Annotated in this window: 21 protein-coding genes; 15 read left to right on the top strand and 6 right to left on the bottom strand. The window is 61.6% G+C overall.

Annotated elements, in window-relative coordinates:
• Positions 1-89 precede the first annotated feature (89 nt).
• Positions 90-902 (bottom strand): hypothetical protein, encoded by an 813-nt coding sequence (locus P3S72_RS15505; protein WP_276192959.1) that lies wholly within the window; start codon positions 900-902, stop codon positions 90-92.
• Positions 903-1,414: 512 nt separating this feature from the next.
• Between P3S72_RS15505 and arnC the strand changes: the two genes are divergently transcribed.
• From arnC to P3S72_RS15450, 11 genes are all read left to right on the top strand, one after another.
• On the top strand, positions 1,415-2,452 hold the full coding sequence (gene arnC, locus P3S72_RS15500) for an undecaprenyl-phosphate 4-deoxy-4-formamido-L-arabinose transferase (protein ID WP_276192958.1): 1,038 nt from the start codon (positions 1,415-1,417) through the stop codon (positions 2,450-2,452).
• Positions 2,449-4,440 (top strand): bifunctional UDP-4-amino-4-deoxy-L-arabinose formyltransferase/UDP-glucuronic acid oxidase ArnA, encoded by a 1,992-nt coding sequence (arnA, locus tag P3S72_RS15495; RefSeq protein ID WP_276192957.1) that lies wholly within the window; start codon positions 2,449-2,451, stop codon positions 4,438-4,440. Before arnC ends, arnA begins: the two co-directional genes overlap by 4 nt.
• Complete coding sequence (gene arnD, locus P3S72_RS15490; RefSeq protein ID WP_276192956.1) at positions 4,440-5,324, top strand: 4-deoxy-4-formamido-L-arabinose-phosphoundecaprenol deformylase; 885 nt, start codon at positions 4,440-4,442, stop codon at positions 5,322-5,324. The genes arnA and arnD overlap by 1 nt, the downstream gene beginning before the upstream one ends.
• The gene (gene arnT, locus P3S72_RS15485; RefSeq protein ID WP_276192955.1) at positions 5,321-6,976 is read left to right on the top strand and encodes a lipid IV(A) 4-amino-4-deoxy-L-arabinosyltransferase; all 1,656 of its coding nucleotides are present in this window, start codon (positions 5,321-5,323) and stop codon (positions 6,974-6,976) included. Before arnD ends, arnT begins: the two co-directional genes overlap by 4 nt.
• On the top strand, positions 6,973-7,320 hold the full coding sequence (arnE, locus tag P3S72_RS15480) for a 4-amino-4-deoxy-L-arabinose-phosphoundecaprenol flippase subunit ArnE (RefSeq protein ID WP_276192954.1): 348 nt from the start codon (positions 6,973-6,975) through the stop codon (positions 7,318-7,320). Before arnT ends, arnE begins: the two co-directional genes overlap by 4 nt.
• A complete protein-coding gene (gene arnF / locus P3S72_RS15475) occupies positions 7,317-7,730 on the top strand; it encodes a 4-amino-4-deoxy-L-arabinose-phosphoundecaprenol flippase subunit ArnF (RefSeq protein ID WP_276192953.1) in 414 nt (137 codons plus the stop codon). The genes arnE and arnF overlap by 4 nt, the downstream gene beginning before the upstream one ends.
• The gene (locus P3S72_RS15470) at positions 7,727-9,106 is read left to right on the top strand and encodes a UDP-glucose/GDP-mannose dehydrogenase family protein (RefSeq protein ID WP_276192952.1); all 1,380 of its coding nucleotides are present in this window, start codon (positions 7,727-7,729) and stop codon (positions 9,104-9,106) included. Before arnF ends, P3S72_RS15470 begins: the two co-directional genes overlap by 4 nt.
• Positions 9,107-9,121: 15 nt before the next feature.
• Complete coding sequence (locus P3S72_RS15465; RefSeq protein ID WP_276192950.1) at positions 9,122-10,732, top strand: glycosyltransferase family 39 protein; 1,611 nt, start codon at positions 9,122-9,124, stop codon at positions 10,730-10,732.
• Positions 10,733-10,919: 187 nt separating this feature from the next.
• Positions 10,920-11,630 carry an HPP family protein gene (locus P3S72_RS15460; protein WP_276192948.1) on the top strand — a complete coding sequence of 237 codons (711 nt, stop codon included), beginning with the start codon at positions 10,920-10,922 and terminating at the stop codon, positions 11,628-11,630.
• 304 nt (positions 11,631-11,934) lie between these two features.
• Entirely contained in the window at positions 11,935-13,038 is a 1,104-nt protein-coding gene (locus P3S72_RS15455; protein WP_276192947.1) for an enoyl-CoA hydratase/isomerase family protein, read from the top strand.
• 3 nt (positions 13,039-13,041) lie between these two features.
• Positions 13,042-14,193, top strand: a complete 1,152-nt coding sequence (locus tag P3S72_RS15450) for an acyl-CoA dehydrogenase family protein (protein ID WP_276192946.1) — start codon at positions 13,042-13,044, stop codon at positions 14,191-14,193.
• Between the two features lie 76 nt (positions 14,194-14,269).
• On the opposite strand, the gene P3S72_RS15445 is transcribed toward P3S72_RS15450, so the two are convergent.
• The 5 genes from P3S72_RS15445 to P3S72_RS15425 are packed head-to-tail and all read right to left on the bottom strand — an operon-like array spanning position 14,270 to position 19,829.
• Positions 14,270-15,043 (bottom strand): enoyl-CoA hydratase, encoded by a 774-nt coding sequence (locus P3S72_RS15445; protein WP_276192944.1) that lies wholly within the window; start codon positions 15,041-15,043, stop codon positions 14,270-14,272.
• An 11-nt stretch (positions 15,044-15,054) separates the two neighbouring features.
• Positions 15,055-16,182, bottom strand: a complete 1,128-nt coding sequence (locus tag P3S72_RS15440; protein ID WP_276192943.1) for an acyl-CoA dehydrogenase — start codon at positions 16,180-16,182, stop codon at positions 15,055-15,057.
• A 9-nt stretch (positions 16,183-16,191) separates the two neighbouring features.
• Positions 16,192-17,376 carry an acetyl-CoA C-acyltransferase gene (locus P3S72_RS15435; RefSeq protein WP_276192942.1) on the bottom strand — a complete coding sequence of 395 codons (1,185 nt, stop codon included), beginning with the start codon at positions 17,374-17,376 and terminating at the stop codon, positions 16,192-16,194.
• A 13-nt stretch (positions 17,377-17,389) separates the two neighbouring features.
• The gene (locus P3S72_RS15430) at positions 17,390-18,157 is read right to left on the bottom strand and encodes an SDR family NAD(P)-dependent oxidoreductase (protein ID WP_276192941.1); all 768 of its coding nucleotides are present in this window, start codon (positions 18,155-18,157) and stop codon (positions 17,390-17,392) included.
• 22 nt (positions 18,158-18,179) lie between these two features.
• Positions 18,180-19,829 carry an AMP-binding protein gene (locus P3S72_RS15425; protein WP_276192940.1) on the bottom strand — a complete coding sequence of 550 codons (1,650 nt, stop codon included), beginning with the start codon at positions 19,827-19,829 and terminating at the stop codon, positions 18,180-18,182.
• 235 nt (positions 19,830-20,064) lie between these two features.
• Between P3S72_RS15425 and P3S72_RS15420 the strand changes: the two genes are divergently transcribed.
• From P3S72_RS15420 to P3S72_RS15405, 4 genes are all read left to right on the top strand, one after another.
• On the top strand, positions 20,065-20,958 hold the full coding sequence (locus tag P3S72_RS15420; RefSeq protein ID WP_276192938.1) for a bestrophin family protein: 894 nt from the start codon (positions 20,065-20,067) through the stop codon (positions 20,956-20,958).
• A 76-nt stretch (positions 20,959-21,034) separates the two neighbouring features.
• A complete protein-coding gene (locus tag P3S72_RS15415) occupies positions 21,035-22,093 on the top strand; it encodes a tetratricopeptide repeat protein (RefSeq protein WP_276192937.1) in 1,059 nt (352 codons plus the stop codon).
• 141 nt (positions 22,094-22,234) lie between these two features.
• Positions 22,235-23,734: an ATPase domain-containing protein gene (locus P3S72_RS15410; RefSeq protein ID WP_276192936.1), complete on the top strand. Its 1,500-nt coding sequence runs from the start codon at positions 22,235-22,237 to the stop codon at positions 23,732-23,734.
• Positions 23,734-25,425, top strand: coding sequence for an ATP-binding protein (locus P3S72_RS15405; RefSeq protein ID WP_276192935.1), 1,692 nt, complete (start codon positions 23,734-23,736; stop codon positions 25,423-25,425). Before P3S72_RS15410 ends, P3S72_RS15405 begins: the two co-directional genes overlap by 1 nt.
• Positions 25,426-25,531 lie beyond the last annotated feature (106 nt).

Genomic DNA, 25,531 nt, shown 5'->3' with positions numbered 1-25,531 from the left:
TAAATATCTCGAACAAGCCTTTGTTTATTCGAGATATTCATTGAATTGACGAGAGCCGAGTCTAACGCACCATCGGCCCCTGCACCCAATCACGGGGCGGTCTCTTCATCCCCGCTCGATTCCTGAGGCGGGGTCTGCGCCTGGCTCCATTCAGCATCCTGCTTCTGCATCAGCGCGAACCAGTGCTGGCGCATGAATATCAGGTAGGCCTGCGGTGCCTTGGCAAAATCCTTCTCGTCGCTGTAGCAACCTGGCAAAGGCAATTCAGTGCCCTGTTCCTTGTACTGGCTGACCAGTGCCTGTTGCCCGGCGATGCTGCAATCCTTGGGCAGCGGCATGCCACGCAGTGCTCCTGCTTCTTCGTCCCACCAGGCGGCGCCGACCCGGTCGACACCACGCAGGCGGTACTTCTGCGACTTGCCGACATGCATGATCAGCTTGAATTCATTGGGGCTCACATCACTGGTGCAGGTGCGCGTGTAGCCCACAGTGGCCTGGGTGGTGCCGTCGCCGGCAAGGTCGGTGACCTTGGTCGCCGCCATGTCGAAGCGCATCGCGGCATCGAATTCGCAGCGCTGCACGTCGTCGTAGAGCATCCAGAGGCGTTTGGGGCGGTCACCGTCGATCAAATACTGGGCCGCATAGACAAGCGCCGACTGGGTGCCGTCATCCTCGCGCTGGCTGATTTGCTCGGCCAGCACCAGTAGGTTCTTGCCCTGGCGGTCGTCCCAGGTATAGGCGGCGACCTGCTTGCCTTGCACTTCAACCCCCTCTGGCACTTGAGCGAGCGTGGTCAGCGGCACGCCCTCATCAGCGTATACGGGGGTGACGCAGGCTGCGCTCATCAACAATCCCATCAACACGGGCCGCCATTGGCCGCCTAAACGCTGCACGCTATTCATCCGAGTACCCTGGCAAGAGATGGCTTACTTTACCGGCACTTGAGGGGCAATGCAGAGAAGATTCTTCAATAAACATCAGTAACGGGGGATGCTATTACGTGCAGCGCCGATCCGGGTCCGCTCCGTTGAGCCCAGCGCCATGCAAAACGTTCCTATTCCGCCAAATTAGCAACGTCCTCAGTACGTTAGTCATTTAGCTGAACCCTAGCTGTCTACCTGTCAAATAAACGATTTTTTCATTAGGCTTTCATATTCGTTGAACATTTTTACGCTTAATCTTGGCCGCAGGACTTGAGAACGAGCCGCACTGTGCCGACTAACTTGTTGATTCCCCTTTACCTTTGTGGTTTTTGGTCTTTACTCTCGTATACACATGGAAGGTCTCAATAACCCACCAGGATGGTCGGATGAACACCATAATTCCACACCAGGTTTAACCACGCACCTGCCTTTTCGGCCAGTGACTGTTGTCTTTACGCTCCAAGTTGCTCAACCCCCGAGGTCATGAATCTTTGAAACCCTACCCTATTCATTGTGTGTCGATCGTTATCCCGGTCTACAACGAACAAGAAAGCCTGCCTGAATTGCTGCGTCGCACGACGGCAGCTTGCAAGCAACTGGCCTACGAATACGAAATCATCCTGGTCGATGACGGTAGCCGCGACAAATCCGCCCAATTGCTCGAAGACGCTGCCGCCGAAGACGGCAGCAACGTGGTCGCGGTGATCCTCAATCGCAACTATGGCCAGCATGCGGCGATCATGGCCGGTTTCGAGCAGTGCCGAGGCGACGTGGTGATTACCCTCGACGCCGACCTGCAGAACCCGCCGGAAGAGATCCCGCGCCTGGTGGAACAAGCCGCGCTGGGCTACGACGTGGTCGCCACCGTGCGCAACAACCGCCAGGACTCGGCCTTTCGCCGCTGGCCGTCGCGCCTGATCAACCTGGCCGTGCAGCGCTCGACCGGCGTCGCCATGACTGACTACGGCTGCATGCTGCGCGCGTACCGCCGCACCATCGTCGACGCCATGCTCGCCTGCCGCGAACGCAGCACGTTTATCCCGATCCTGGCCAACGGCTTTGCCCGTCACACCACGGAAATCCTCGTACACCATGCCGAGCGCGAACACGGCGAATCCAAATACAGCGCCATGCGCCTGATCAGCTTGATGTTCGACCTGCTGACCTGCATGACCACGACCCCACTGCGCCTGCTGTCCATCGTCGGCTTCGGCCTGGCGGGCCTGGGCGTTCTGTTTGCGTTTGCGCTGATCGTCCTGCGTCTGGCCTTTGGCGCTCAATGGGCCGGCGACGGCACCTTCGTGCTGTTCGCGGTGCTGTTCGTGTTCACCGGCGGCCAGTTCATCGGCATGGGCCTCTTGGGTGAATACCTGGGCCGCATGTACAGCGATGTGCGCGCCCGCCCCCGATTCTTTATTGAAAAAGTGCTGCGCAACCAACCGGCAGCACCGGCACCCGTAGTCGTCGTTGACGGCCTGGTGTCCTCCCATACCACCACTACTTCCCCTTCCGATCAGGTTTCGTCATGAATTCAAAAGCTGTTGTCTTCGCTTACCACGATATTGGCTGTGCTGGCATTGAAGCCCTGCTGACTGCCGGTTACGACATTGCCGCCGTATTCACCCATGCCGATGACCCCAAGGAAAACAATTTCTACGGTTCAGTCGCGCAACTGTGCGCCCGCAAAGGCATCCCGGTGCATGCGCCGGAGGACGCCAACCACCCGCTGTGGATCGAGCGCATTGCCAAGCTCAACCCGGACTTCATCTTCTCCTTCTACTACCGCAACCTGCTGAGCGAACCCCTGCTGGCCACCGCCCGCAAAGGCGCGTTCAACCTGCACGGCTCGCTGCTGCCGAAATACCGTGGCCGCGCACCCGCCAACTGGGTCCTGGTCAAAGGCGAAACCGAAACCGGCGTGACCCTGCACCGTATGGTCAAGCGTGCCGATGCCGGCGCGATCCTGGCCCAGCAGAAAGTCGTGATCGAGCGCTCCGACACCGGCCTGACCCTGCACGCCAAACTGCGTGACGCCGCCAGCAGCCTGCTGCGCGATGCCTTGCCGCAACTGGCCGCAGGCAAACTGACCGAAACCGCCCAGGACGAAAGCCAGGCCACTTATTTCGGCCGTCGCACCCCGGCAGATGGCAAGTTGGAGTGGCAAAAACCGGCTGAAGAGCTGTTCAACCTGGTACGCGCCGTGACTCAACCGTACCCGGGCGCTTTCTGCGCCGTGGGCGAGCACAAGCTGATCGTGTGGCAAGCCGAAGTGGTCCAGGGCAACGAAGGCCTGGCGCCTGGCCGCGTGATCAGCGTCAACCCGCTGCGCATCGCGTGCGCTGAAGACTCGCTGGTGATCAAGTTCGGTCAGCGCAACGACAACGGCCTGTACCTGGCCGGTCCGTCCCTGGCCAACGAGTTGGGCCTGGTGGACGGTTCGGTCCTGCGCGGCGCCGAGTCTGGCCGCAAGCCACGTCGCACCCGCGTGCTGATCCTGGGCGTGAACGGCTTTATCGGTAACCACCTGTCCGAGCGCCTGCTGCGTGACGACCGTTACGAAGTCTACGGCCTGGACATCGGCTCCGACGCCATCGAGCGTCTGCGCAGCCACCCGAACTTCCATTACGTGGAAGGCGATATCAGCATCCACACCGAGTGGATCGAGTACCACATCAAGAAATGCGACGTGGTCCTGCCGCTGGTGGCCATCGCCACGCCGATCGAATACACCCGCAACCCGCTGCGTGTGTTCGAACTGGACTTCGAAGAGAACCTCAAGCTGGTTCGCTACTGCGTCAAGTACAACAAGCGCGTGATCTTCCCATCGACTTCAGAAGTCTATGGCATGTGCCAGGACCAGTACTTCGATGAAGACACCTCCAACCTGGTGGTCGGCCCGGTCAGCAAGCAACGCTGGATCTACTCGGTCTCCAAGCAACTGCTGGACCGCGTGATCTGGGCCTACGGCGCCAAGGGCCTGAAATTCACCCTGTTCCGTCCATTCAACTGGATGGGCCCGCGCCTGGATCGCCTCGACTCGGCACGTATCGGCAGCTCCCGTGCGATCACCCAGTTGATCCTGAACCTGGTGGAAGGTACGCCGATCCGCCTGTTCGACGGTGGCGAGCAGAAACGCTGCTTCACCGACATTGCCGACGGCATCGAAGCCCTGGCGCGCATCATTGATAACGACAACGACGTGTGCAACGGCCAGATCATCAACATCGGTAACCCCGAAAACGAAGCGAGCATCCGCCAGTTGGGCGAAGAACTGCTGCGTCAGTTCGAAGCTCACCCACTGCGCAGCAACTTCCCTCCGTTCGCCGGTTTCCGCGACGTAGAAAGCAAGGCGTTCTACGGCACCGGTTATCAGGACGTGGCCCACCGCAAACCAAGCATCGAAAACGCCAAGCGCCTGCTGAACTGGGAGCCAACCGTGGAGATGAGCGAAACCATCGGCAACACCCTGGACTTCTTCCTGCGTGAAGCCATGCTCGAAATCGCGGACAAGCGCTGATGCAGGCAGGTCTTCGCATCGACGTCGACACTTACCGTGGCACTCGCGAAGGCGTGCCACGGTTGCTCGAGGCCCTGGATGAAGCCGGGGTGAAAGCGACGTTTTTCTTCAGTGTCGGGCCGGACAATATGGGGCGCCACCTGTGGCGCCTGATCCGCCCGCAATTCCTGTGGAAGATGCTGCGTTCCAACGCTGCCGGCCTGTATGGCTGGGATATCTTGCTGGCCGGCACCGCCTGGCCGGGCAAGCCGATCGGCCGTGACCTGGGGCACTTGATGCGCCAGGCCAAGGCCGCCGGGCACGAAGTCGGCCTGCACGCCTGGGATCACCATGGTTGGCAGGCCAACGCCGGACGTTGGAGCGACGCACAGTTGATCGAGCAGATTCGACGCGGTGTGGACACCTTGAGCGACATCCTCGGTGAACGTATCGACTGTTCAGCGGCCGCCGGTTGGCGCGCCGATGAACGCGTGGTGCAAGCCAAGCAAGGCTTCAACTTTCGCTACAACAGCGATTGCCGGGGCACCAGCCTGTTTCGTCCAACCCTGGCCGACGGCAGCGCGGGCACCCCACAGATTCCGGTAGACCTGCCGACCTTCGACGAAGTCGTCGGGCCGGTGGTGGCTGCCAAGGATTTCAACGGGTTCATCCTCGACCGCTTCGCGCAGTCGAAGCTGAACGTGTACACGATCCATGCAGAAGTAGAAGGGATTCTGATGGCCAATGATTTTCGCCAGTTGCTAGCCCAGGCAGGGCAGCGCGGCATCGATTTCAAACCGCTGGGCGACTTGTTACCGGCGGACGTCTCCACCCTGCCCCAGCAACAACTGGTGCGTGGCGCCCTGAGCGGCCGTGAGGGTTGGCTCGGAGTGCAGCAGGCATGATCCGCCGTTGGGCGCTGCCCCTGCTGTTGCTGGCATTCGGCGCATTTTATCTGTTGCCACTGGCCACCCATGGCCTGTGGATTCCGGATGAAACCCGCTATGCACAGATCAGCCAGGAAATGCTGCTGACCGGCAAATGGGCTTCGCCGCATTTCATGGGCATTCGCTATTTCGAAAAGCCGGCTGCCGGTTACTGGATGATCGCGCTGGGCCAGGCGATCTTCGGGCAAAACCTGTTCGGCGTGCGGTTTGCGTCGGCCTTGAGCACCGGGCTCAGCGTGCTGTTGGTGTACCTGGTGTCGCGCCGGTTGTGGAATGACCCGCACAAGAGCCTGGTCAGTACGGTGCTGTACATGAGCTTTGTCAGCGTCGCGGCGCTGGGCGGTTATGCCAACCTGGACCCGCAGTTCACCTTCTGGGTCAACCTGACCGGCGTGGCGCTGTGGTTTTGCTTCGACAGCAGCACACGCAGCGGTCGCGTCTGGTCCTGGGCGTTGCTCGGGGTTGCCTGTGGCATGGGCTTCATGACCAAAGGCTTCCTCGCGTGGCTGCTGCCGGTGCTGATCGCCCTGCCCTACGCGATCTTGCAGAAGCGCCTGCGCGACTTGCTGGGTTATGGCCTGGTTGCCGTCGCCGTGGCGGTTGCCATCAGTCTGCCCTGGGCACTTGCGGTGCATAGCCAGGAGCCGGATTACTGGAACTTCTTCTTCTGGCACGAGCATATCCAGCGCTTTGCCGGCGAAGACGCGCAACACGCCGAGCCATTCTGGTACTACCTGCCACTGCTGGTCGCATTCAGCCTGCCGTGGGTGGCGCTGTTGCCGTCCACCGTCAAGCAGGCGTGGCAGCACAAGCGCACGCCTAACATCGCCTTCCTGCTGCTGTGGCTGCTGATGCCGCTGGCGCTGTTCAGCCTGGCCAAGGGCAAGCTGCCGTCCTACATCATGCCGTGCCTGCTGCCGCTGGCGTTGCTCATGGGTAACGCGCTGAGCGACAAACTGGCGCAGGCCCAAGGCCGCGCCTTGCGCATCAACGGTTGGCTGAACCTGACCCTCGGTGTTGTGGCCTTGCTCGCGCTGACGTGGTTCCAACTGAAAACACCGCTGTACGAGCACGGCCAGGAAACACTCGGCCTGGTGCTGGTGTTCGCCTGCCTGTTCGGCTGGATCATCGTCAACCTGCTGCAGGCTGCACGCCCATTGAAATGGTGGGCCGCGCCGGCGCTGGGCAGTTGGTTGCTGGTGGCGTTGGCCCCGGCCGCGCTGCCCCATTCGGTGGTGTACAACAAGACCCCGGATCAATTCATCATTGACCACCTGCCGGACCTGCAGCCGACGTCCGCCCTGCTCAGCAATGACCTGGGCGCGGCATCGGCCCTGGCATGGCGCCTGCAACGCGCTGACGTCACCCTCTATAACACCGTCGGTGAAGTGAAATACGGCCTCGCCTACCCGGACGCCGCCCAGCGTAAGGTGGACCTGACCCAGGTCCAGCAATGGATGAGCGAAGCCCGCCAAAAAGGCGCGGTGGGTGTGGTGATGCGCGTCAAAGGTGACGACGAGATCGCCGAAGTGAACCTGCTGCCCCAGGACGGCAAGCGCTTTGAGCAAGGCAATCTGGTGATCCTGGTTTTCCCGCAGGCTGCGCCATGATCACCCTGTTCTTGTTGTTAGCCGCCTGCCTGCTCACCTGCATGGGCCAGGTCTCGCAGAAGTTTGCGGTGGAAAGCTGGCGCGACCAGCCTGACGGTTGGGCGCTGAAACTGCGCTCAGCCTGGTTATGGGCAGCGCTGCTGTGCCTGGGTTTCGGCCTGCTGGTCTGGCTGCTGGTGCTGCAGCGCCTCGAAGTCGGGATTGCCTACCCGATGCTCAGCCTCAATTTCGTATTGGTCACGTTAATGGCGCGCTTCGTATTCAAGGAGCACATCGACACTCGGCATTGGCTGGGCGTGGCGCTGGTAATTGCTGGCGTCGTGCTGCTGGGGCGCCAAGTATGAGCCGGGTGCGCGGGTTTACCTTTGCCCTGGGCAGTGTCGGCCTGGTCAGCGCCGCCCAGTTGGGGATGCGCTGGAGCATGACGCGCCTGCCCCTGCCTGACGAATGGCTCGGCGCGTTCAGCAGCAACGCCATCGATCTGGGCGCCCTCGGCGTGGTGAGCCTGGCGATCCTCGCTTATGCGCTGTCGATGCTGTGCTGGCTCTGTGCGCTCAAGGATTTGCCCCTGGGCCGCGCCTATTCGCTGCTCAGTATCAGCTACGCGCTGGTCTACCTGTTGGCCGCCAGCCTGCCGGTGTTCAACGAACATTTTTCGCTTTCAAAAACCCTGGGGGTGGCCTTGGTCATCCTCGGTGTACTGGTTATTAACTCTCGTCGTGCTAGCGCAGCAAGCCCCAGGAATGCCCCATGAAAATCAGTGTATTTGGTAGTGGTTACGTCGGTCTGGTACAAGCCACTGTATTGGCCGAAGTCGGTCACGATGTCATCTGCATGGACGTTGATCAAAACAAGGTCAAGCTGTTGCAGCAGGGCCATGTGAGCATTTTCGAGCCAGGGTTGGCGGCGATGGTCAAGGAGAACCTTGAAAGCGGACGGCTGAGCTTCACCTTTGATGAAAAGCTCGCCGTCGAACATGGCGAGGTGCTGTTTATCGCCGTGGGTACACCGTCGGATGAAGACGGTTCGGCCGACTTGAAATACGTGCTGTCGGTAGGCGATGCGGTCGCCCGCCATCGGATCGAGCCGGTGATCCTGGTGGAAAAATCCACCGTACCCGTCGGCACCGGCGACACCTTGCGTGCCCATATCGAAAAGGCCATGCACGGCACCGGGCGGTCCCTGGAGTTCGATATCGTCTCCAACCCGGAATTCCTCAAGGAAGGCTCGGCGGTTGCCGACTGCCGCCGCCCGGACCGGATCATCATCGGCTGCGAGCGTGAAGAAGTGCGTGAAGTCATGCGCGAGCTGTATGCGCCCTTCAACCGCAACCACGATCGCATCATCTTCATGGACCTGCGCAGCGCCGAACTGACCAAGTACGCCGCCAACTGCATGCTGGCCACCAAGATCAGCTTTATCAACCAGATCGCCGAGCTGGCCGAACACCTGGGGGCGGACATCGAAGCGATACGCCTGGGCATCGGCGCCGACTCACGCATCGGCTATCACTTCATCTACCCCGGCTGCGGCTACGGCGGCTCGTGCTTCCCCAAAGACATGCGCGCCCTGATCCACAGCGCCAAGCAGGCCCATTGCTCGAGCGACCTGCTCGAAGCCGTCGAAGCGATCAACCAGCGCCAGAAGAGCAAGCTGTATGAACGCATCAACGCCTTCTTCAAGGGCAACCTGCGCGGTAAGACCTTCGCCCTGTGGGGCCTGGCCTTCAAACCTAACACCGACGACATGCGCGATGCCCCGAGCCGCGTGCTGATCGAAGCGCTGTGGGCTGCCGGTGCCACCGTGCGCGCATTTGACCCGGAAGCCATGCAGGAAACCCAGCGAATTTACGGTGACGACCCACGGCTGATGTTGATGGGTACTCCGGAATCCACCCTGAGCGGCGCCGATGCGTTGATCGTCTGCACCGAATGGCAGCAGTTCAAGGCACCGGACTTCGACCTGATCTACGAACGTCTGAACACCCCGGTGATCTTCGATGGTCGCAACCTGTATGACGGCGAGCGCCTGGCGCGCAAAGGCTTCCAGTATTTCCCGATGGGCCGTGGCGACTCCTGCCAGTTACCGATTCCCCAGCAACAGTGGGTGCCACAAGTTGTGGAAGCCTGACCGGTGAAAGATCAAATGCCCCAGCTGATGAACGCAGCGATCCGGCGCCAGTCGTTGGGGCTGGCGCTACTGGCGTTGTTGTTATTCATTGCCGGCAACTGGCACCAGGCAATCATCGGTTTCGACTCGCGCTTCGTGGTCTTTGCCCAGGAGATGTTGCACCATGGGCCGAGCTTTTTCCCCACGACCTACGGGCAACCTTATGCCGATTACCTGGCGACCTCGACGCTGATGACGTGGCTGCTGTCCTTGCCCCTGGGCCAGGTCAACAGCTTTACGGCCTGGTTGCCGACGTCCATCGCTTCGGCGCTGATCGTCATGCTGGTGTACCGCCTGACGGCGCCCTACTCCCAGCGCTGGGGCCTGCTGAGTGTTGCGCTGCTGTTGCTCAGCAGCACGTTTATCAGCGAAACCCGCGCGGTGTCCCTCGACCAGATGCTCGCCGCAGTGGCCCTGACGGTGTTCTACCTGGGTTATGCGCATGATCACTTCGGCGCCGCCAAGCGCCTGCACTGGGTGTACCTGCTGTTGATCGTGGGCTTTACGATTCGCGGGCCGATTGGCCTGGTGATCCCCACGGGCGTGCTATGCAGCTACTTCCTGCTCAACCGCCAATGGCGCCAGCTGTTCAGCTTCGGCCTGTTGGCCCTGGCACTGCTGGGGGCGTGCGTTGGCCTGCTGTTGCTGCTGGCCAAGCTCAGCGGCGGCGAAGCGTTCATGCAGGACGTGATCCGCATGCAGTTCCTCGGGCGTATGGATGGCAGCGAAGGCTCCAGCGGTGCGCTGTATTACTTCACCAGTTCCGTGGGCAATTACGCGCTGGCTTACCCGCTGGCGCTGCTGGTGCTGCTGGTGATAGCGATTGGCGGGCGACGCCCACCTGATCCGGCGTTGCAGTTGGTGCTGTACTGCGCAGCGGCGGGCTTGTTGGTGATGCTCGGCTTGTCGATTCCCCAGGCAAAGAAGGCGCGTTATGTGCTGCCGATGTTGCCGATGGCAGCCATTATTGCGGCGTATCCGTTTCAAGTCGCCCACGGGCGGTTGTATGGCTGGCTGCGCGGTTTGATGCTGAGCCTGTGGACCGTGTTGCCCGCGCTGCTGATCGTCGGGCTATGGCTGGCGCGCCGGCGTTACCCGGAGCAGATGGCGCACATCGGCTGGGTGCTGGGCGTGCTGGGCGCGCTTCAAGTGCTGGCGCTGGTGGCGGTGTTCCAGGCACGCCTGCGCACGCTGGTACCGGCCCTGACCGCCGTGCTGGCGGTATGGACGACGTATATTGTGGTGGTCGAGCCAGTGGAGCGCAGCCTCTATGACACTCGCACCTTCAGCCTGCAAGTCCAGGCGCAGGTCCGCCAGCAACCGGCGCCCATCGTGCTGCATGCGCTGGGTAAGGATGCCAAAGCCATCAAGTTCATGGTCAACCTCGATTACGACAGGGTGCCGGTGTTCACCCAGCAGCCCGCCGACCTGGCAACATTGCAAGGTCCGGCGTGGCTGGTCATGAGCCAAGATGACTTTGAAGGGTTGCAGGACCCACGATTGCGCGCAATCACTCCGACGCTCACTGGCACGTTCGACAAGAATCCCTACGTGCTGCTGCACTTGGACAAAACCATTCAACCTTGACCGCGCCGGCGGCGGCCGGCCAGTTGAGTCCATTATTTTTGTATTTAACCTACATTAATATGCATTGGCGACCCTGCCTCGCGGTCGGCACACTACGCGGGTTCCTCCCCCAAATGCAGGAACTTTCAAGGGCTTGTCCGGGAAACCAGACAAGCCTTTTTTTGCCCGCCGTTTATGGAAATTGTGAATGCTCGCTCGCTGGTTACCCGCTGCCATCAATACCCGCCCTGCCGAATGGAGCCGCGCCGCGATCGGCATGGCCTTGGGCACTCTGCTCAGCGTGTGGGTCTGCGCGCAAGTGTTTGGCATGGAGGTCGCCCTGCACCTGCTCGGCCCTCTGGGTGCGTCGGCAGTGTTGCTGTTTGCCGTTTCATCCGGCGCGCTGGCACAGCCGTGGTCGATCATCGGCAGCTACCTGTGTGCCGGCGTAGTCGCGCTGCTCGTCGCACGGGTCCTGGGGCGCACCTTGGGCAGCGCCTGCCTGGCGGCGGGCATGACCGTGGTCCTGATCTGCTGGCTGCGTTGCCTGCACCCGCCGGCGGGAGGCCTGGCGATGACGCTGGTACTGGCCGATCCGGCCTCGACGGCTCTCGGCTGGCAGGAACTGCCCGCGGTGATGCTCGGCGCGGGAGCGTTGGTGACCTGTGCACTGGCCTATAACAATGCCACCCGCACGCGCTATCCCAAGGGCGCGACCGAGGCACCGAACACCTTCGTGAGCAAGGCGCAGGCAGCAAGAGACCCGGCAATCACGGCGGCGGACCTGAAGCTGGCGTTGGCCGACATGGAGCAGTTCTACGATATCGAGCCAACGGCGCTGGAACAGTTGATCCACGCCGCCGAGAGTCATGCCCGTCGTCGAAGTATCGGGCAAGTGCTGGCAACTCGCGTCGAATAGCGGTATCGCGAGCGCCCCGCATTAACGACGAGGGGCACAAAGAGTGCCCGCGCATGCGCCACGATTTTATCAACTACCCCGCTTCTGAGGCGGCGACCAGGCGACCAGGCGTGCAGTGCTGCGCTGTAGCGAGGCCCTGGCCGGCTATTTTCACGTTCCCGCGGGCTGATCGCCTGTTCTGCATAAATGCAAAAACGACCTGCATGATTCAAGGTTGTACTGGGCAAATTTGCACTGGTACGATCGCGAGAGGGTTCGTCCGCGAACATCTTGTTTAAAGAACAATAAAAGCAGGGAGTTACAGATGACTGCTCAGGTTTCATCCGAGGCAAGCCACGCCGACATTCTTCAGCAAGAGGTACTGGCCGACGTCCGCAACCATGTTGGCCACCTCACCCTCAATCGCCCCGCCGGCTTAAACGCCATCAACCTGAACATGGTTCGCGGCCTGGCCCAACAGCTTCAGGCCTGGGCAGATGATCCCCAGGTATATGCCGTGGTCCTGCGCGGTGCCGGTGAAAAAGCCTTCTGTGCGGGCGGCGATATTCGCTCGCTCTACGACAGTTTCAAGAACGGCGACACCCTGCACGAGGATTTCTTCGTCGAGGAATACGCCCTCGACCTGGCCATCCACCATTACCGCAAACCGGTACTGGCGCTGATGGACGGCTTCGTCCTCGGCGGCGGCATGGGCCTGGTGCAAGGCGCGGATCTGCGTGTGGTCACCGAACGCAGCCGACTGGCGATGCCGGAAGTGGCGATCGGTTACTTCCCCGACGTAGGCGGCAGTTATTTCCTGCCGCGCATTCCTGGCGAGCTGGGCATTTACCTGGGCGTCACCGGCGTGCAGATTCGTGCGGCCGATGCGTTGTATTGCGGGCTAGCGGACTGGTACCTGGACAGCACCAAACTGGCCGACCTCGACCAGAAACTCGACCAACTGTCATGGCAAGATTCCCCTCTCAAGGACCTGCAAGGCGTGCTGGCCAAGCTGGCCGTGCAGCAACTGCCGGACGCCCCGCTCGCCGCCTTGCGCCCTGCAATCGACCATTTTTTTGCCTTGCCGGACGTGCGCAGCATTGTCGAGCAACTGCAACAAGTGACCGTCGCCAACAGCCATGAATGGGCCTTGAGCACGGCCAACCTGATGCAAACCCGTTCACCGCTGGCCATGGCCGTGACCCTGGAAATGCTGCGGCGCGGGCGCCGTTTGCCGTTGGAGCAGTGTTTCGCCCTGGAACTGCACTTGGATCGCCAGTGGTTCGAGCGTGGCGACCTGATTGAAGGGGTCCGCGCGCTGATCATCGACAAAGACAAGAACCCGCGCTGGAACCCATCGACACTCCATGGGCTGGACGCGAGCCACGTGGAAAGCTTCTTCCACAACTTCACGCAGGTTGCGAGATAAGCCATGCAAGATATTGAATACACTGAAGAACAAATCATGATTCGCGACATGGCGCGTGACTTCGCCCGTGGCGAAATCGCCCCTCACGCCCAGGCCTGGGAAAAAGCTGGCTGGATCGATGACGCCCTGGTGGCGAAGATGGGCGAGCTGGGGTTGCTGGGCATGGTGGTACCGGAAGAATGGGGCGGTACCTATGTCGATTACGTGGCGTATGCCTTGGCGGTGGAAGAGATTTCCGCCGGTGACGGTGCCACGGGCGCACTGATGAGTATCCATAATTCAGTGGGTTGCGGGCCAATCCTCAACTACGGCACAACAGAGCAGAAACAAACCTGGCTGGCGGAACTCGCCAGCGGCCAGGCCATCGGCTGCTTCTGCCTGACCGAACCCCAGGCCGGCTCCGAGGCCCACAACCTGCGCACCCGTGCCGAACTGCGCGATGGCCAGTGGGTGATCAATGGCGCCAAGCAGTTTGTCAGCAATGGCAAGCGCGCCAAGTTGGCGATTGTGTTTGCGGTGACCGATCCGGAACTGGGCAAGCGCGGTATTTCCGCCTTCCTGGTGCCGACGGACACGCCGGGGTTCGTGGTTGATCGTACCGAACACAAGATGGGCATCCGCGCCTCGGACACCTGCGCCGTTACCCTCAACCACTGCAGCGTGCCTGAGGCCAACCTACTGGGTGAGCGCGGCAAGGGCCTGGCGATTGCGCTGTCCAACCTGGAAGGCGGGCGTATCGGCATTGCCGCTCAAGCCCTGGGCATCGCCCGTGCAGCGTTTGAAGCGGCGCTGGGGTATGCCCGTGACCGCGTGCAGTTCGACAAGGCCATCATCGAACACCAGAGCGTGGCCAACCTGCTGGCCGACATGCAAACCCGGCTGAATGCCGCACGCTTGCTGATCCTGCACGCCGCACGCCTGCGCAGTGCGGGCAAGCCGTGCCTGTCGGAAGCGTCCCAGGCCAAGCTGTTCGCTTCGGAAATGGCCGAAAAGGTCTGCTCCTCGGCGATGCAGATTCATGGCGGGTATGGGTATCTGGAGGATTATCCGGTGGAGCGCTACTACCGCGATGCGCGGATCACGCAGATCTACGAAGGCACCAGCGAGATTCAGCGGATGGTGATTGCGCGGGAGCTGAAGAACTACCCGCTCTGACTGACACACCACAAACCCACTGTGGGAGCTGGCTTACCCGCTCCCACAGTGGATCTGCAGTGTTTGTGAGGGCGGGTTATTTGTCCTTGAATTCAGGCGCGCGCTTGGCCACGAATGCCGCCATGCCTTCCTTCTGATCCTGCGTCGCAAACGCCGCATGGAATACCCGACGCTCAAAGCGCACGCCTTCCGAGAGGCTCACTTCAAACGCCCGGTTCACGCTTTCCTTGACCATCATGCTGATCGGCACTGACTTGCCGGCAATCAGCGTGGCGACTTTCAGCGCTTCTTCGAGCAGTTCATCGGCCGGGACAATGCGCGCTACAACCCCGCAACGCTCGGCTTCCACCGCGTCGATAAAGCGACCAGTCAGGCACATTTCCATAGCCTTGGCCTTGCCCACGGCGCGGGTCAGGCGCTGGGTGCCGCCCATGCCCGGCAGCACCCCCAGGTTGATTTCCGGCTGGCCGAACTTGGCGCTGTCGCCGGCGAGGATAAAGTCGCACATCAGCGCCAACTCACAGCCGCCACCCAGGGCGAAGCCGTTGACGGCAGCGATGATCGGCTTGCGACGGTTGGCCACGCGATCGGCGTCGCTGAACAGGTCGTCGATATAGATCTGCGGGTAGGTCAGCTCGGCCATTTCCTTGATGTCGGCGCCAGCGGCGAAGGCTTTTTTCGAGCCGGTGAGCACGATGCAGCCGATTTCAGGGTTGCGTTCCAAGTCATCCAGCGCCTGATTCAACTCGTTGATCAATTGTGCGTTCAGCGCGTTAAGGGCTTGCGGACGGTTAAGGGTGATCAACCCGACACGGCCCTGCACGTCGAGCAAAATAGTTTCGTAACTCATGTAGTGGCTCCTTAAAGATTGCGTGAGATGACCATGCGCTGAATATCGCTGGTGCCTTCGTAAATCTGGCAGACCCGCACATCGCGGTAGATCCGCTCCAAGGGAAAGTCGCTCAGGTAACCGTAACCGCCCAAGGTTTGCAAGGCGGCGGAGCAGACTTTCTCGGCCATTTCCGAGGCGAACAGCTTGGCCATGGACGCCTCGACCAACGCCGGCTTGCCGCTGTCACGCAGGGCGGCGGCGTAATGCACCATTTGCCGTGCGACGGCGATTTGCGTGGCCATGTCCGCCAGGCGAAAGGCCACGGCCTGGTGTTCGATCAAGGGCTTGCCAAAACTTTCGCGCTCGCGGGCATAGTCGCGCGCGGCTTCAAAGGCGGCGCGGGCCATGCCCACCGATTGCGAGGCAATGCCGACACGCCCGCCTTCGAGGTTGGCCAAGGCGATGCGGTAGCCTTCACCCTCCTCCCCCAGACGATTGGCGACCGGCACCTTGACGTCTTCGAACAGGATCTGGCAGGTATCCGACGCATGCTGCCCCAGCTTGTCCTCGACCCGCGCCACCGTGTAGCCCGGCGAATCCGTCGGCACGATAAACGCGCTGATGCCGCGCTTGCCCGCCGCAGGGTCAGTGACAGCAAACACAATCACGATGCCGGCGTTTTGCCCGGAGGTGATGAATTGTTTGCAGCCGTTCAACACGTAGTGGTCGCCTTCGAGGCGTGCACGGGTTTTCAGGCTGCTGGCATCGGAACCGGCCTGGGGCTCGGTCAGCGCGAAGGCGCCGAGCATCGCACCACTGGCCAGCGGCTTGAGAAATTGCTCTTTCTGCTGGTCGTTGCCGAACGTGAGGATCGGCACGCAACCCACCGAGTTGTGTACGCTCATGATGGTCGAGCAAGCCCCGTCGCCGGCAGCGATTTCTTCCAGGGCCATGGCGTAGGCCAGGTAGCCGGTGTCGCAACCACCCCACTGTTCCGGCACCAGCATGCCGAAAAAGCCCAGTTCGGCCATTTCACCGATGGCCTCCTTGGGAAAGCGGTGCTCGCGGTCCCACTCGGCCGCGAACGGTTTCAGGCGCTCCTGGGCGAATTGTCGGGCCGCTTCGCTGATTTGCAGTTGTTCGTCATTGGGTAGCATGGTCAATCCTTAATACAGGCATTCGACGGCCATGGCCGTGGCTTCACCACCGCCGATGCAGATAGCGGCGACGCCCCGTTTGAGACCCTTCTGGCGCAGGGCCGACAGCAGCGTCACCAGAATCCGCGCACCGGACGCGCCGATCGGGTGACCCAAGGCACAGGCGCCGCCATGAATGTTGACCTTGTCGTGGGGGATATCCAGCTTGCTCATGGTCACCAGGCTGACCACGGCAAAGGCTTCGTTGATTTCGAACAGGTCCACTTCGTTCAGGCTCCAGCCGGTCTTGCTCATCAGCTTGCGTATAGCCCCCACCGGCGCCACCGGAAACAGGCCCGGTTCATCGGCAAACGCCGCATGCCCACGGATCACCGCCAAGGGTTGCAGGCCGCGCTTGTGCGCCTCGGACTGACGCATCAGGAGCAAGGCCGCCGCGCCGTCGGAAATTGAACTGGAGTTGGCCGCCGTCACTGTCCCGCCTTCGCGGAACGCCGGTTTCAAGCTGGCAATCTTGTCCGGCTTGGCTTTGGGCGGTTGCTCATCATGCAGGACGGTTTTTTGCTCTTTGCCTACCGTGACCTGCACCGGGACGATCTCGGCAGCGAAGCTGCCATTGCTGATCGCCGCTTGCGCACGGGTCAGGGACGCAATGGCAAACGCATCCTGGGCCTCGCGGGTAAAGCCGTTATGTTGTGCGCAGTCTTCGGCAAAGGCGCCCATCAGGCGGCCTTTGTCGTAGGCATCTTCCAGGCCGTCGAGGAACATATGGTCCAGCACGCGGCCGTGGCCCATGCGGTAGCCGCTGCGTGCGCGGTCCAGCAGATACGGGGCGTTGGACATGCTCTCCATACCGCCAGCAATCACCACCTCGACGCTGCCGGCCAGCAGCGAGTCATGGGCAAGCATCGTCGCCTCCATGCCCGAGCCGCACATTTTATTGAGGGTGGTGCAGCGGGTGGCCTTGTCCAGCCCGGCGCCAAGGGCGGCCTGGCGTGCGGGGGCCTGGCCGAGACCGGCCGGCAATACACAGCCAAACAGCACTTCATCCACGGCATCGCTGGCGATACCGGCACGCTCGACGGCGGCGCGAATCGCCGCAGAGCCCAGTTGCGGTGCGGTCAGGCCTTTGAGATCGCCCTGGAACGCGCCCATGGGGGTGCGCGCGGCGCTGACAATTACGATGGGATCGGTCATGACGCTTCCTCTCTTACTTGGCTGCCATGCGCAAGGCACCGTCGAGACGGATCACCTCGCCATTGAGCATGCTGTTTTCAATGATGTGCCGGACCAGCGCGGCATATTCGCTCGGTTTGCCCAGGCGCGGCGGGAACGGCACACCGGCGGCCAGCGAGTCGCGGACTTCCGGGGTCATGCCAGCCATCATCGGGGTTTCGAAAATGCCGGGGGCGATGGTCATCACCCGAATGCCGAAGCGCGCCAGCTCCCGCGCGGCGGGCAGTGTCAGGCTGGCGATCGCACCTTTGGACGCGGCATACGCCGCCTGGCCGACCTGCCCGTCAAACGCCGCCACCGACGCGGTATTGATGATCACGCCGCGCTCACCGTCGGCATCCGCCGGGGTTTCTGCAATGGCCGCAGCGGCCAGGCGCAGCAGGTTGAAGCTGCCGATCAGGTTGACGTTGATCACCTGGGCAAAGCTGGCCAGCGCGTGAGGGCCGTTTTTGCCGAGGATCTTCTCGCCGCGCACCACACCGGCGCAGTTCACCAGCCCGTGCAAGCCACCAAAGGCGGCAACGGTGGCTTGCACGGCGGCTTCGGCAGCGGCTTCCTGGCTGATGTCCGCCACGGCGCTGCGGGCGTTGTCGCCCAGCTGTTTGGCTTTGGCCGCGACCGCGTCGCCATTCATGTCCACCAGCATCACCTTGGCACCGGCAGCGACCAGCATTTCAGCGGTGGCTGCACCGAGGCCCGACGCGCCGCCGCTGACCAGAAAAACCTTGTTTTCAATCTGCATCATTGTTTCCTTGAAAAGTGGATCAGGCCAACGCGGCTTGCGCCTTGGCGATTTCCTGATTACGCAAAATAAAGCGTTGCAACTTGCCGCTCGGGGTCTTGGGCAAGTCGCTGACAAATTCGATTTCCCGTGGGTAGGCATGGGCGGCGAGGCGCTGGCGTACATGCAGGCGCAGTTCCTCGGCCAGCTCGGGGGTGGCGCGGAACTGCTCGTTGATCACCACGAAGGCTTTGACCAGCTCGGTGCGCTCCGGGTCGGGCTTGCCGACGACCGCCGCTTCCACCACTGCCGGGTGTTCGACCAGCGCACTTTCCACGTCGAACGGGCCCACGCGGTAGCCAGAGGTGGTGATCACATCGTCACTGCGTCCGACGAAGTTGATGCTGCCGTCCGGATTGAGTTCGACGGTATCGCCGCTGAGGTAATACTTGCCGACAAAGGCCTTGGTCCGTGCGCCGTCATAGCCGGCGAACCAGCACATTGGCGATTGCTCGCGGTCGATGGCGAGAATCCCCGGCTGGCCGGCAGGCAACTCCTGGTGATCGTCGTCCAGCACCACGATGCGATGCCCCGGCGAAGCAAAACCCGCCGACCCGACATGCACCGGATGTTCCAGGCCGTGGTGGTTGCACAGCACCATGCCCAGCTCGGTCTGGCCGTAGTGGTCATGGATGGTCACCCCCAGGTTATCGGCAAACCAGCGGATCACTTCCGGGTTCAGCGGCTCGCCGGCGCTGCTGACGATACGCAGCTTGCCCTTGATCGAGCGGGCGAATTGTTCGCCGCCGGCAATCAACAGGCGATATGCGGTCGGCGAGCCGGCCAGGTTGGTGATCGCGTATTTATTGATGACCCGGCAGGTGCTTTCTAGGGTGAACGGGCCATCGTAGAAGGTAATCGGATGGCCCATGGACAAAGGCCCGGTCACGCCGAAATAGATGCCGTAGGCCCAGCCCGGGTCGGCGACGTTCCAGAACGCGTCTTCAGGGCGCAGGTCGATGGCGTCGCGGGTGTAGCTCTGGAACGCAACAATGGCCTTGAGTGGCACCGAGAGCGCTTTCGAAGGGCCGGTGGTGCCCGAGGTGAACATCAGCAGGAACGGCTCGTCTGCGCCCAGCAGCACCGGCTCGCAGTGGTTGGAGTAATTGGGCAGCTCGGCCCAGAAACTGAAATCACCGCGCACCAGGCCTTCGCCTTTGGCGCCAGTGACTGTCACGATCGTCGGGCAGCCTTCCACTTCGGCGAGTTTGGGCCGGTTCACCGCATCGGTGACCACCACGGCTGCGCCAGAGCTGCTCAGGCGGTGTTCAATAGCCTTGGGGCCGAAGGCCGTAAACAGCGGTTGATAGACGGCGCCGATGCGCCAGGTCGCGAGGACCACCACCAGCAATTCGGCGGTGCGTGGCAACAGGCCGGCCACCTTGTCGCCGCGTTTGACGCCCTGGGCCAACAGGAAATTGGCGAAGCGTGAAGCCTGGTCCTGCAAATCGCTGAAGGTGAACGTGGCACTGCGTCCATCCTTGCCTTCCCAGAACAGCGCAATGCGCCCTGGCAATGCATGCCGGTCGCAGCATTCCACGCAGGCATTGAGGCCTAGCAGGTTTCCGGCCAAGGTGCTGTCGACGGTGTGTTGGTAATCGAACTCGGTAGTGGCAGCCAAATAGTCACGCATCGCTTCAAATCCTTCGGTATTTTTATTTTCAGGACGTTTTTTCGGACAAGAACCGCCGAAATAGTGGCTCTAGAGCGCTGCAGCAGCAATGGTCAAAGCCACCAACATGCCTGACTGGTTTGGCCAATGCCTCTTGATCATAGACCCCGCCGATCAAGCAGTCGGCCCAAGCGATTGGACGCCCCGGCCGCCAGCTTCTAACCTGATGGCCGCGCCACCGACGAAGCCCCTCCCGATGATTGTTCGCCCCAAACCCAACCTCCTGGGCATTCTGTTCTCGCTCAAGGGCTCGATCGCCAAGCGCATCGCCCTGCGCAGCCTGTTGGTCACGTTGCTGGCCTCGGTGATCGTGCTGGTGGAAACCCTGCACCCGGCGTATTTCTCCAAGGTCAATGCCACGCCGTTCACCCTGCTCGGGCTGTCGTTGTCGATCTTCATGAGTTTTCGCAACAACGCCTGCTACGACCGCTGGTGGGAAGGCCGCAAGCAACTCGGGCAGATGATCATCGAAGTGCGCTCACTGATCCGTGAAACCCAGGTGCTCAGCGACCCGCTGGAACGGGCCAGCCTACTGCGCGGCCTCTGCGGTTTTGCCCATGGGTTGATCGCGCGCCTGCGCCTGGAAGATGAAGCCCAAGCGCTAAAGCCCTGGATCGAAGTCGACCCAGGCCACCCCAACCTTCCTGACCAGGTACTGCAACAGCTCGGCGCGCGGTTTTCCGGGCTGGCCGAACGGGGCGTGATCAGTGAATGGCGCTACACCCAACTGGAAACCCGGCTGGTCAGCCTGAGCCAGGTGCAGGCGGCGTGTGAGCGGATCAAAAGCACACCGCTGCCCTTCCCCTACACCCTGCTGCTGCACCGCACCATTTACCTGTTCTGCATCCTGCTGCCGTTTGCCATGGCCGAACCGCTGGGCTGGCTCACGCCGGTGTTCACCGCAATCGTCAGCTACACCTTCTTTGGCCTCGACGAAATCGGCGACGATCTGGAAGATCCCTTCGGCTTCGATGAGAACGACCTGCCCTGCAACGCGATCGTGCGGACGCTGGAACGCGAGATCCTCGCAGCCCTCGGCGAAACGGCCTTGCCGCCTGCCCTGGAGCCGGTGGAATACGTGCTGACCTGATGCGGGTTTGACACTCGCCGTGGTCTGACCGAAGCTGAGGGCTTTGCCATAGCTGCCTAAGCTCTCGGACGCCTGCATGTCAAAGTCACGCCGTTACTCCATCATCGGCCTGTGCGCCCTGTTGTTGATTGTGCTGATCACCTGGTATTTCTCCCATTCCACCCCGGTGGCCTTACCGCCCGCGATTGCCCATGGCTACGCGAAAGCCTTGAAACAGGCGCGTAACGGCGAACCTGGCGCCGCCCGCGTGCTGTATCAGCAATTGGCCCGGCCGGACCTTTCCGACGAGCGCCGCATCGCCTTGCATGCCGAACTGCCCAATTACCCGAGCCCTCAGGCACTGAAGCTCGCCGACAAGGATCTGGCCGATGACTCACCGCACGTGCGTGAAGCGGCGATTCACAGCATCGTCGGCCTGGTGCCTACGGGCCAGCGCACCTTGTTGCTCGGCCCATTACTCGACGATCCGCAACAAGACGTGCGCTTTACCGCCGCCAATGCGTTGCTCGGTCTCTCGCCCGACACCCTCGGCCTGTATTTCGGGCCCTTGCAGCAAGTGCTCGATGAGTTTGTGAAGAAGCTCAAGGCGCAACCTGAAACCGCCGAAGGTTGGCTCCAACTGGCGCGCCTGTATATCCACAGCGCGCTGTTGCCGCAGGCACAGAGCGCCCTGGAGCAAGCAATGCGCCTGCAGCCGGACAACCTGCAAGCCGTGGTTGCGCAAATCGAACTGCTGGACAAACAGGGCAAGACCGACGAGTCGCGCCAACTGCTGGCCCGCCAGTTGGCGGCGCATCCCGAATCCGCGTACCTGCAACACGCCCTGGGCATGTGGTTGCTGCACCACGGTGAGCGCGCTTACGCGTTGCTCGGCCTGTCGAAGGCGGTGGAGCTGGAACCGAACAATCAAGATTACCGTTACGACCTGGCCACGACCCTGCACGCCCAGGAGGAACTCGAAGCTGCCCAGCGCCAGTTGGAAGAAATCATCCAGCGCCACCCGGCCAATCGCAAGGCGCGGGTGCTGCTCGTTACCTACTGGACAGAAAGCGGCCAATTGCAGAACGTGCAAGTGCTGCTAGCGCAGTTGGAACAACAAAACCCGGATGATCCGGCGCTGCAGCAGGGGCTGTAGGCCAACGGCAGCGCGGCCCCAGCGCCGACACTACGTACAAATCCCGATAAGGTGGAACCCCGCTGACACGCCATGGTCAAGAAGCTATGGCGCGCTCGAACGAACGCGCACCTCTACTCGTATGTGACCTGAGGGCACTTCTTGTCTACATCCAACGCGCTATTAACCGAAAAAGCGGCCACTGGCATCGAAGGTCTTGATGACATTCTTTCCGGCGGTCTGTCCCGCAGCCATCTGTTTCTGCTCGAAGGCGAGCCAGGGACCGGCAAAACCACCGTTGCCCTGCACTTCCTGCAGGCGGGTGCGAAGAACGGTGAACGCTCGCTCTATATCACCTTGTCCGAAACCGAGCGTGAATTGCGCGAAGGTGCGATATCCCACGGGTGGGATCTGGATGACAATATCCATATTTTCGAGCTGACCCCGCCGGAAAGCCTGCTCAATGCCGACCATCAGCAAAGCCTGCTGTACTCTTCCGACCTCGAGTTGGGCGAGGCCACGCGGCAGATCTTTGAAGTGGTGGAACGGGTCAAGCCGACCCGCGTGGTGGTCGACAGCCTCTCCGAGATCCGCCTGCTGGCGCAAAGCTCCCTGCGTTATCGACGGCAGATCCTGGCAATCAAACACTACTTCGTGCGCTACGACGCCACGGTATTGCTGCTCGATGACCTGACCACCGAATCCCTCGACAAAACCGTACACAGCGTGGCCCATGGGGTGATTCGCCTGGAAGAACTGACGCCCAATTACGGTGCCGAACGCCGCCGCGTGCGCGTCGTGAAGTACCGTGGCCAAAAGTACCGGGGCGGCTTCCACGACTTCACCATCATGGGCGATGGCGTGCATGTCTTCCCGCGCCTGGTGGCGGCCGAACATCGCGGCGGCTACGTGCGCGAGACCCTGAGCAGCGGCATTCGCGAAATGGATGCCTTAATGGGGGGCGGAGTCGAGACCGGTTCCAGCAGCCTTATCCTCGGCCCGGCGGGCACCGGCAAGTCGCTGATCTCGATGGTGTTTGCCGCCGCCGCTGTGGCGCGGGGCGAAAAAGCCGCACTGTTCATCTTTGATGAGGAACTGGGCCTGCTCTTCGAGCGCATGAAAAACATGGGCATCGACCTCGCCACGCTGCAAGCCACCGGCAACCTGCTGATCGAACAAGTCGACGCGGCCGAGTTGACTCCCGGCGAGTTCTCACACCGCGTGCGGCGCTGCGTGGATGAGGGCGGGATCAAGACCGTGGTCATCGACAGCATCAACGGCTATCAGGCCGCAATGCCGGAAGAAAATGCGCTGATCCTGCATATGCACGAACTGCTGCTGTATCTCAACCGCCGTGGCGCCGCCACCTTCATGACGGTCGCCCAGCACGGCCTGGTCGGTGACATGCAAGCGCCCGTCGACATTACCTACCTTGCCGACACGGTCATTCTGCTGCGCTATTTCGAAGCGCTGGGCAAGGTGCGCCGCGCCATTTCCATCATCAAGAAACGCACCGGCCCCCATGAGTCGACCATTCGCGAATACCGGATCAGCAGCCAGGGCATGACCGTCGGCGAGCCGCTCGATAACTTTCAGGGCGTACTGCGCGGTATCCCGACGTACATGGGCGCCGGCTCGCCTCTGCTCAAGGATGAGGGCTAGTGACGGGTTTATCTCCACTCTCCGAGCGTGCAATCGTACTTGCGCCGATGGGCCGTGACGGCGCGTTGGCGTTGATGATGCTCAACGAGGCCGGTTACAGCGGCATGATCGCCACTAGCCTGACGGCCTTGTGCGGCGCACTGGAAGACGGTGCCGGCCTGCTGATTATTGCGGCCGAAGCCTTGCGCGGCGTGGACCTGGAGCCGCTGCTCGAACGTTTGCACCAGCAGCCTGCGTGGTCGGATTTGCCCATCGTGTTGATGACCCATCACGGCGGCAACGAGCAGAACGGCTCCTCGCACCTGAGCGGGTTATTGGGCAACGTCACCTTCCTCGAGCGGCCTTTCCATCCCGTGACGTTGATCAGCCTGGTCAGTGCCGCACTGCGCGGTCGGCGCCGGCAATACGATGCACGCGACCGGCTGATCGACTTGAGCGAAAGCGAACTGCGCTTGCAGCGCACGCTGGAGACCCTTGAGCAGCAAGTGGAAGAACGCACGGCGCAGTTGCGCAGCAATGAAGACGCGCTGCGCCAATCACAGAAAATGGAGGCCGTCGGCCAGTTGACGGGCGGCATCGCCCATGACTTCAACAACATGCTCACCGGGATAATCGGCAGCCTGGAGTTACTGCGAAGGCGCGTCTCGCGCGGCAAGCTGGACGACCTGGACAGCTTGATCGACCTGGGCGTCACCTCCGCCAACCGTGCCGCCGGCCTTACCCACCGCCTACTCGCGTTCTCCCGCCGGCAATCGCTGGATTCAAAACCCGTCGAGATCAACCAACTGGTGACCTCCATGGGCGAACTGTTGCAACGCAGTATCAATGAAAGCATTGCGCTGGATATGCGCCTCGGCGACCCGCTCTGGACCGCCGAGGCCGACCGCAACCAACTGGAAAGCGCCCTGCTCAACCTGGTGATCAACGCGCGCGATGCGATGCCCAACGGCGGCAATCTCACCGTGGAAACCAGCAACCGCCATCTCGACAGCGTGTTCACCGCCGCCTACGGCACCTTGCAACCCGGTGACTACGTTGAATTAAGCGTCAGCGACACCGGCTGCGGTATCCCGGAAAGCGTCATGGGTCGCGTCTTTGACCCTTTCTTTACCACCAAGCCGATCGGCCAGGGCACCGGCCTCGGCCTGTCGATGATTTACGGCTTTGCACGGCAATCCGGTGGCCACGTGACGATCCACAGCGAAGTCGAAAAAGGCACCACGGTCAGCCTGTTTCTGCCACGTTTCGTCGGCGAAATGGTGGTGGCCGAAGCGGTAAACCCCGCCCTGCTGCCATTTGCCGATGCCGGCGAAACGGTGCTGATCGTGGAGGATGACCCTGCGGTCAGGGTCTTGGTCTGCGCCGTGCTGAAGGAGCTGGGCTATGCCTATGTCGAGGCCGGCGATGCCAACACGGCCGTGCCGATCATCGAGTCCGACCAGCGCATTGACCTGATGATCAGTGACGTCGGTCTGCCGGGTATGAACGGCCGGCAACTGGCGGAAATCGGCCGGCAGATTCGGCCGGAACTCAAGGTGCTATTTATCACCGGTTATGCCGAACACGCGGCCGTGCGCGGCGGTTTTCTGGACCCGGGGATGCAGTTGATTACCAAGCCGTTTACCTTTGACCTATTGACGGCAAAGGTCAGAGAAATGATCCGTTCAGACGCTACAACGGCGAACCTATAGCCAGTAACAGGTAACAACAGGCAATAAAGCCACGGCGCGAAAATGGAATCAGTCGAGGGGCTTCGGTACGAAGGATTATCACTGGGACTCGGAATTTGCACCCAGT

The sequence above is a fragment of the Pseudomonas sp. D3 genome, assembly GCF_029320995.1.
Taxonomy (GTDB): domain Bacteria; phylum Pseudomonadota; class Gammaproteobacteria; order Pseudomonadales; family Pseudomonadaceae; genus Aquipseudomonas; species Aquipseudomonas paraveronii.
This window is presented reverse-complemented; position numbering and strand designations above follow the sequence as displayed.

Bases quoted from the DNA above. Each gene is read 5' to 3' on its own strand.
- P3S72_RS15430 (WP_276192941.1), bottom strand. From the start codon at position 18,157: ATGCAGATTGAAAACAAGGTTTTTCTGGTCAGCGGCGGCGCGTCGGGC.
- P3S72_RS15440 (WP_276192943.1), bottom strand. From the start codon at position 16,182: ATGCTACCCAATGACGAACAACTGCAAATCAGCGAAGCGGCCCGACAA.
- arnA (WP_276192957.1), top strand. From the start codon at position 2,449: ATGAATTCAAAAGCTGTTGTCTTCGCTTACCACGATATTGGCTGTGCT.
- P3S72_RS15505 (WP_276192959.1), bottom strand. From the start codon at position 902: ATGAATAGCGTGCAGCGTTTAGGCGGCCAATGGCGGCCCGTGTTGATG.
- P3S72_RS15455 (WP_276192947.1), top strand. From the start codon at position 11,935: ATGACTGCTCAGGTTTCATCCGAGGCAAGCCACGCCGACATTCTTCAG.
- P3S72_RS15445 (WP_276192944.1), bottom strand. From the start codon at position 15,043: ATGAGTTACGAAACTATTTTGCTCGACGTGCAGGGCCGTGTCGGGTTG.
- arnT (WP_276192955.1), top strand. From the start codon at position 5,321: ATGATCCGCCGTTGGGCGCTGCCCCTGCTGTTGCTGGCATTCGGCGCA.
- P3S72_RS15435 (WP_276192942.1), bottom strand. From the start codon at position 17,376: ATGACCGATCCCATCGTAATTGTCAGCGCCGCGCGCACCCCCATGGGC.
- P3S72_RS15460 (WP_276192948.1), top strand. From the start codon at position 10,920: ATGCTCGCTCGCTGGTTACCCGCTGCCATCAATACCCGCCCTGCCGAA.
- arnE (WP_276192954.1), top strand. From the start codon at position 6,973: ATGATCACCCTGTTCTTGTTGTTAGCCGCCTGCCTGCTCACCTGCATG.
- P3S72_RS15425 (WP_276192940.1), bottom strand. From the start codon at position 19,829: ATGCGTGACTATTTGGCTGCCACTACCGAGTTCGATTACCAACACACC.
- P3S72_RS15415 (WP_276192937.1), top strand. From the start codon at position 21,035: ATGTCAAAGTCACGCCGTTACTCCATCATCGGCCTGTGCGCCCTGTTG.
- P3S72_RS15470 (WP_276192952.1), top strand. From the start codon at position 7,727: ATGAAAATCAGTGTATTTGGTAGTGGTTACGTCGGTCTGGTACAAGCC.
- P3S72_RS15420 (WP_276192938.1), top strand. From the start codon at position 20,065: ATGATTGTTCGCCCCAAACCCAACCTCCTGGGCATTCTGTTCTCGCTC.
- arnF (WP_276192953.1), top strand. From the start codon at position 7,317: ATGAGCCGGGTGCGCGGGTTTACCTTTGCCCTGGGCAGTGTCGGCCTG.
- P3S72_RS15450 (WP_276192946.1), top strand. From the start codon at position 13,042: ATGCAAGATATTGAATACACTGAAGAACAAATCATGATTCGCGACATG.
- arnD (WP_276192956.1), top strand. From the start codon at position 4,440: ATGCAGGCAGGTCTTCGCATCGACGTCGACACTTACCGTGGCACTCGC.
- P3S72_RS15465 (WP_276192950.1), top strand. From the start codon at position 9,122: ATGCCCCAGCTGATGAACGCAGCGATCCGGCGCCAGTCGTTGGGGCTG.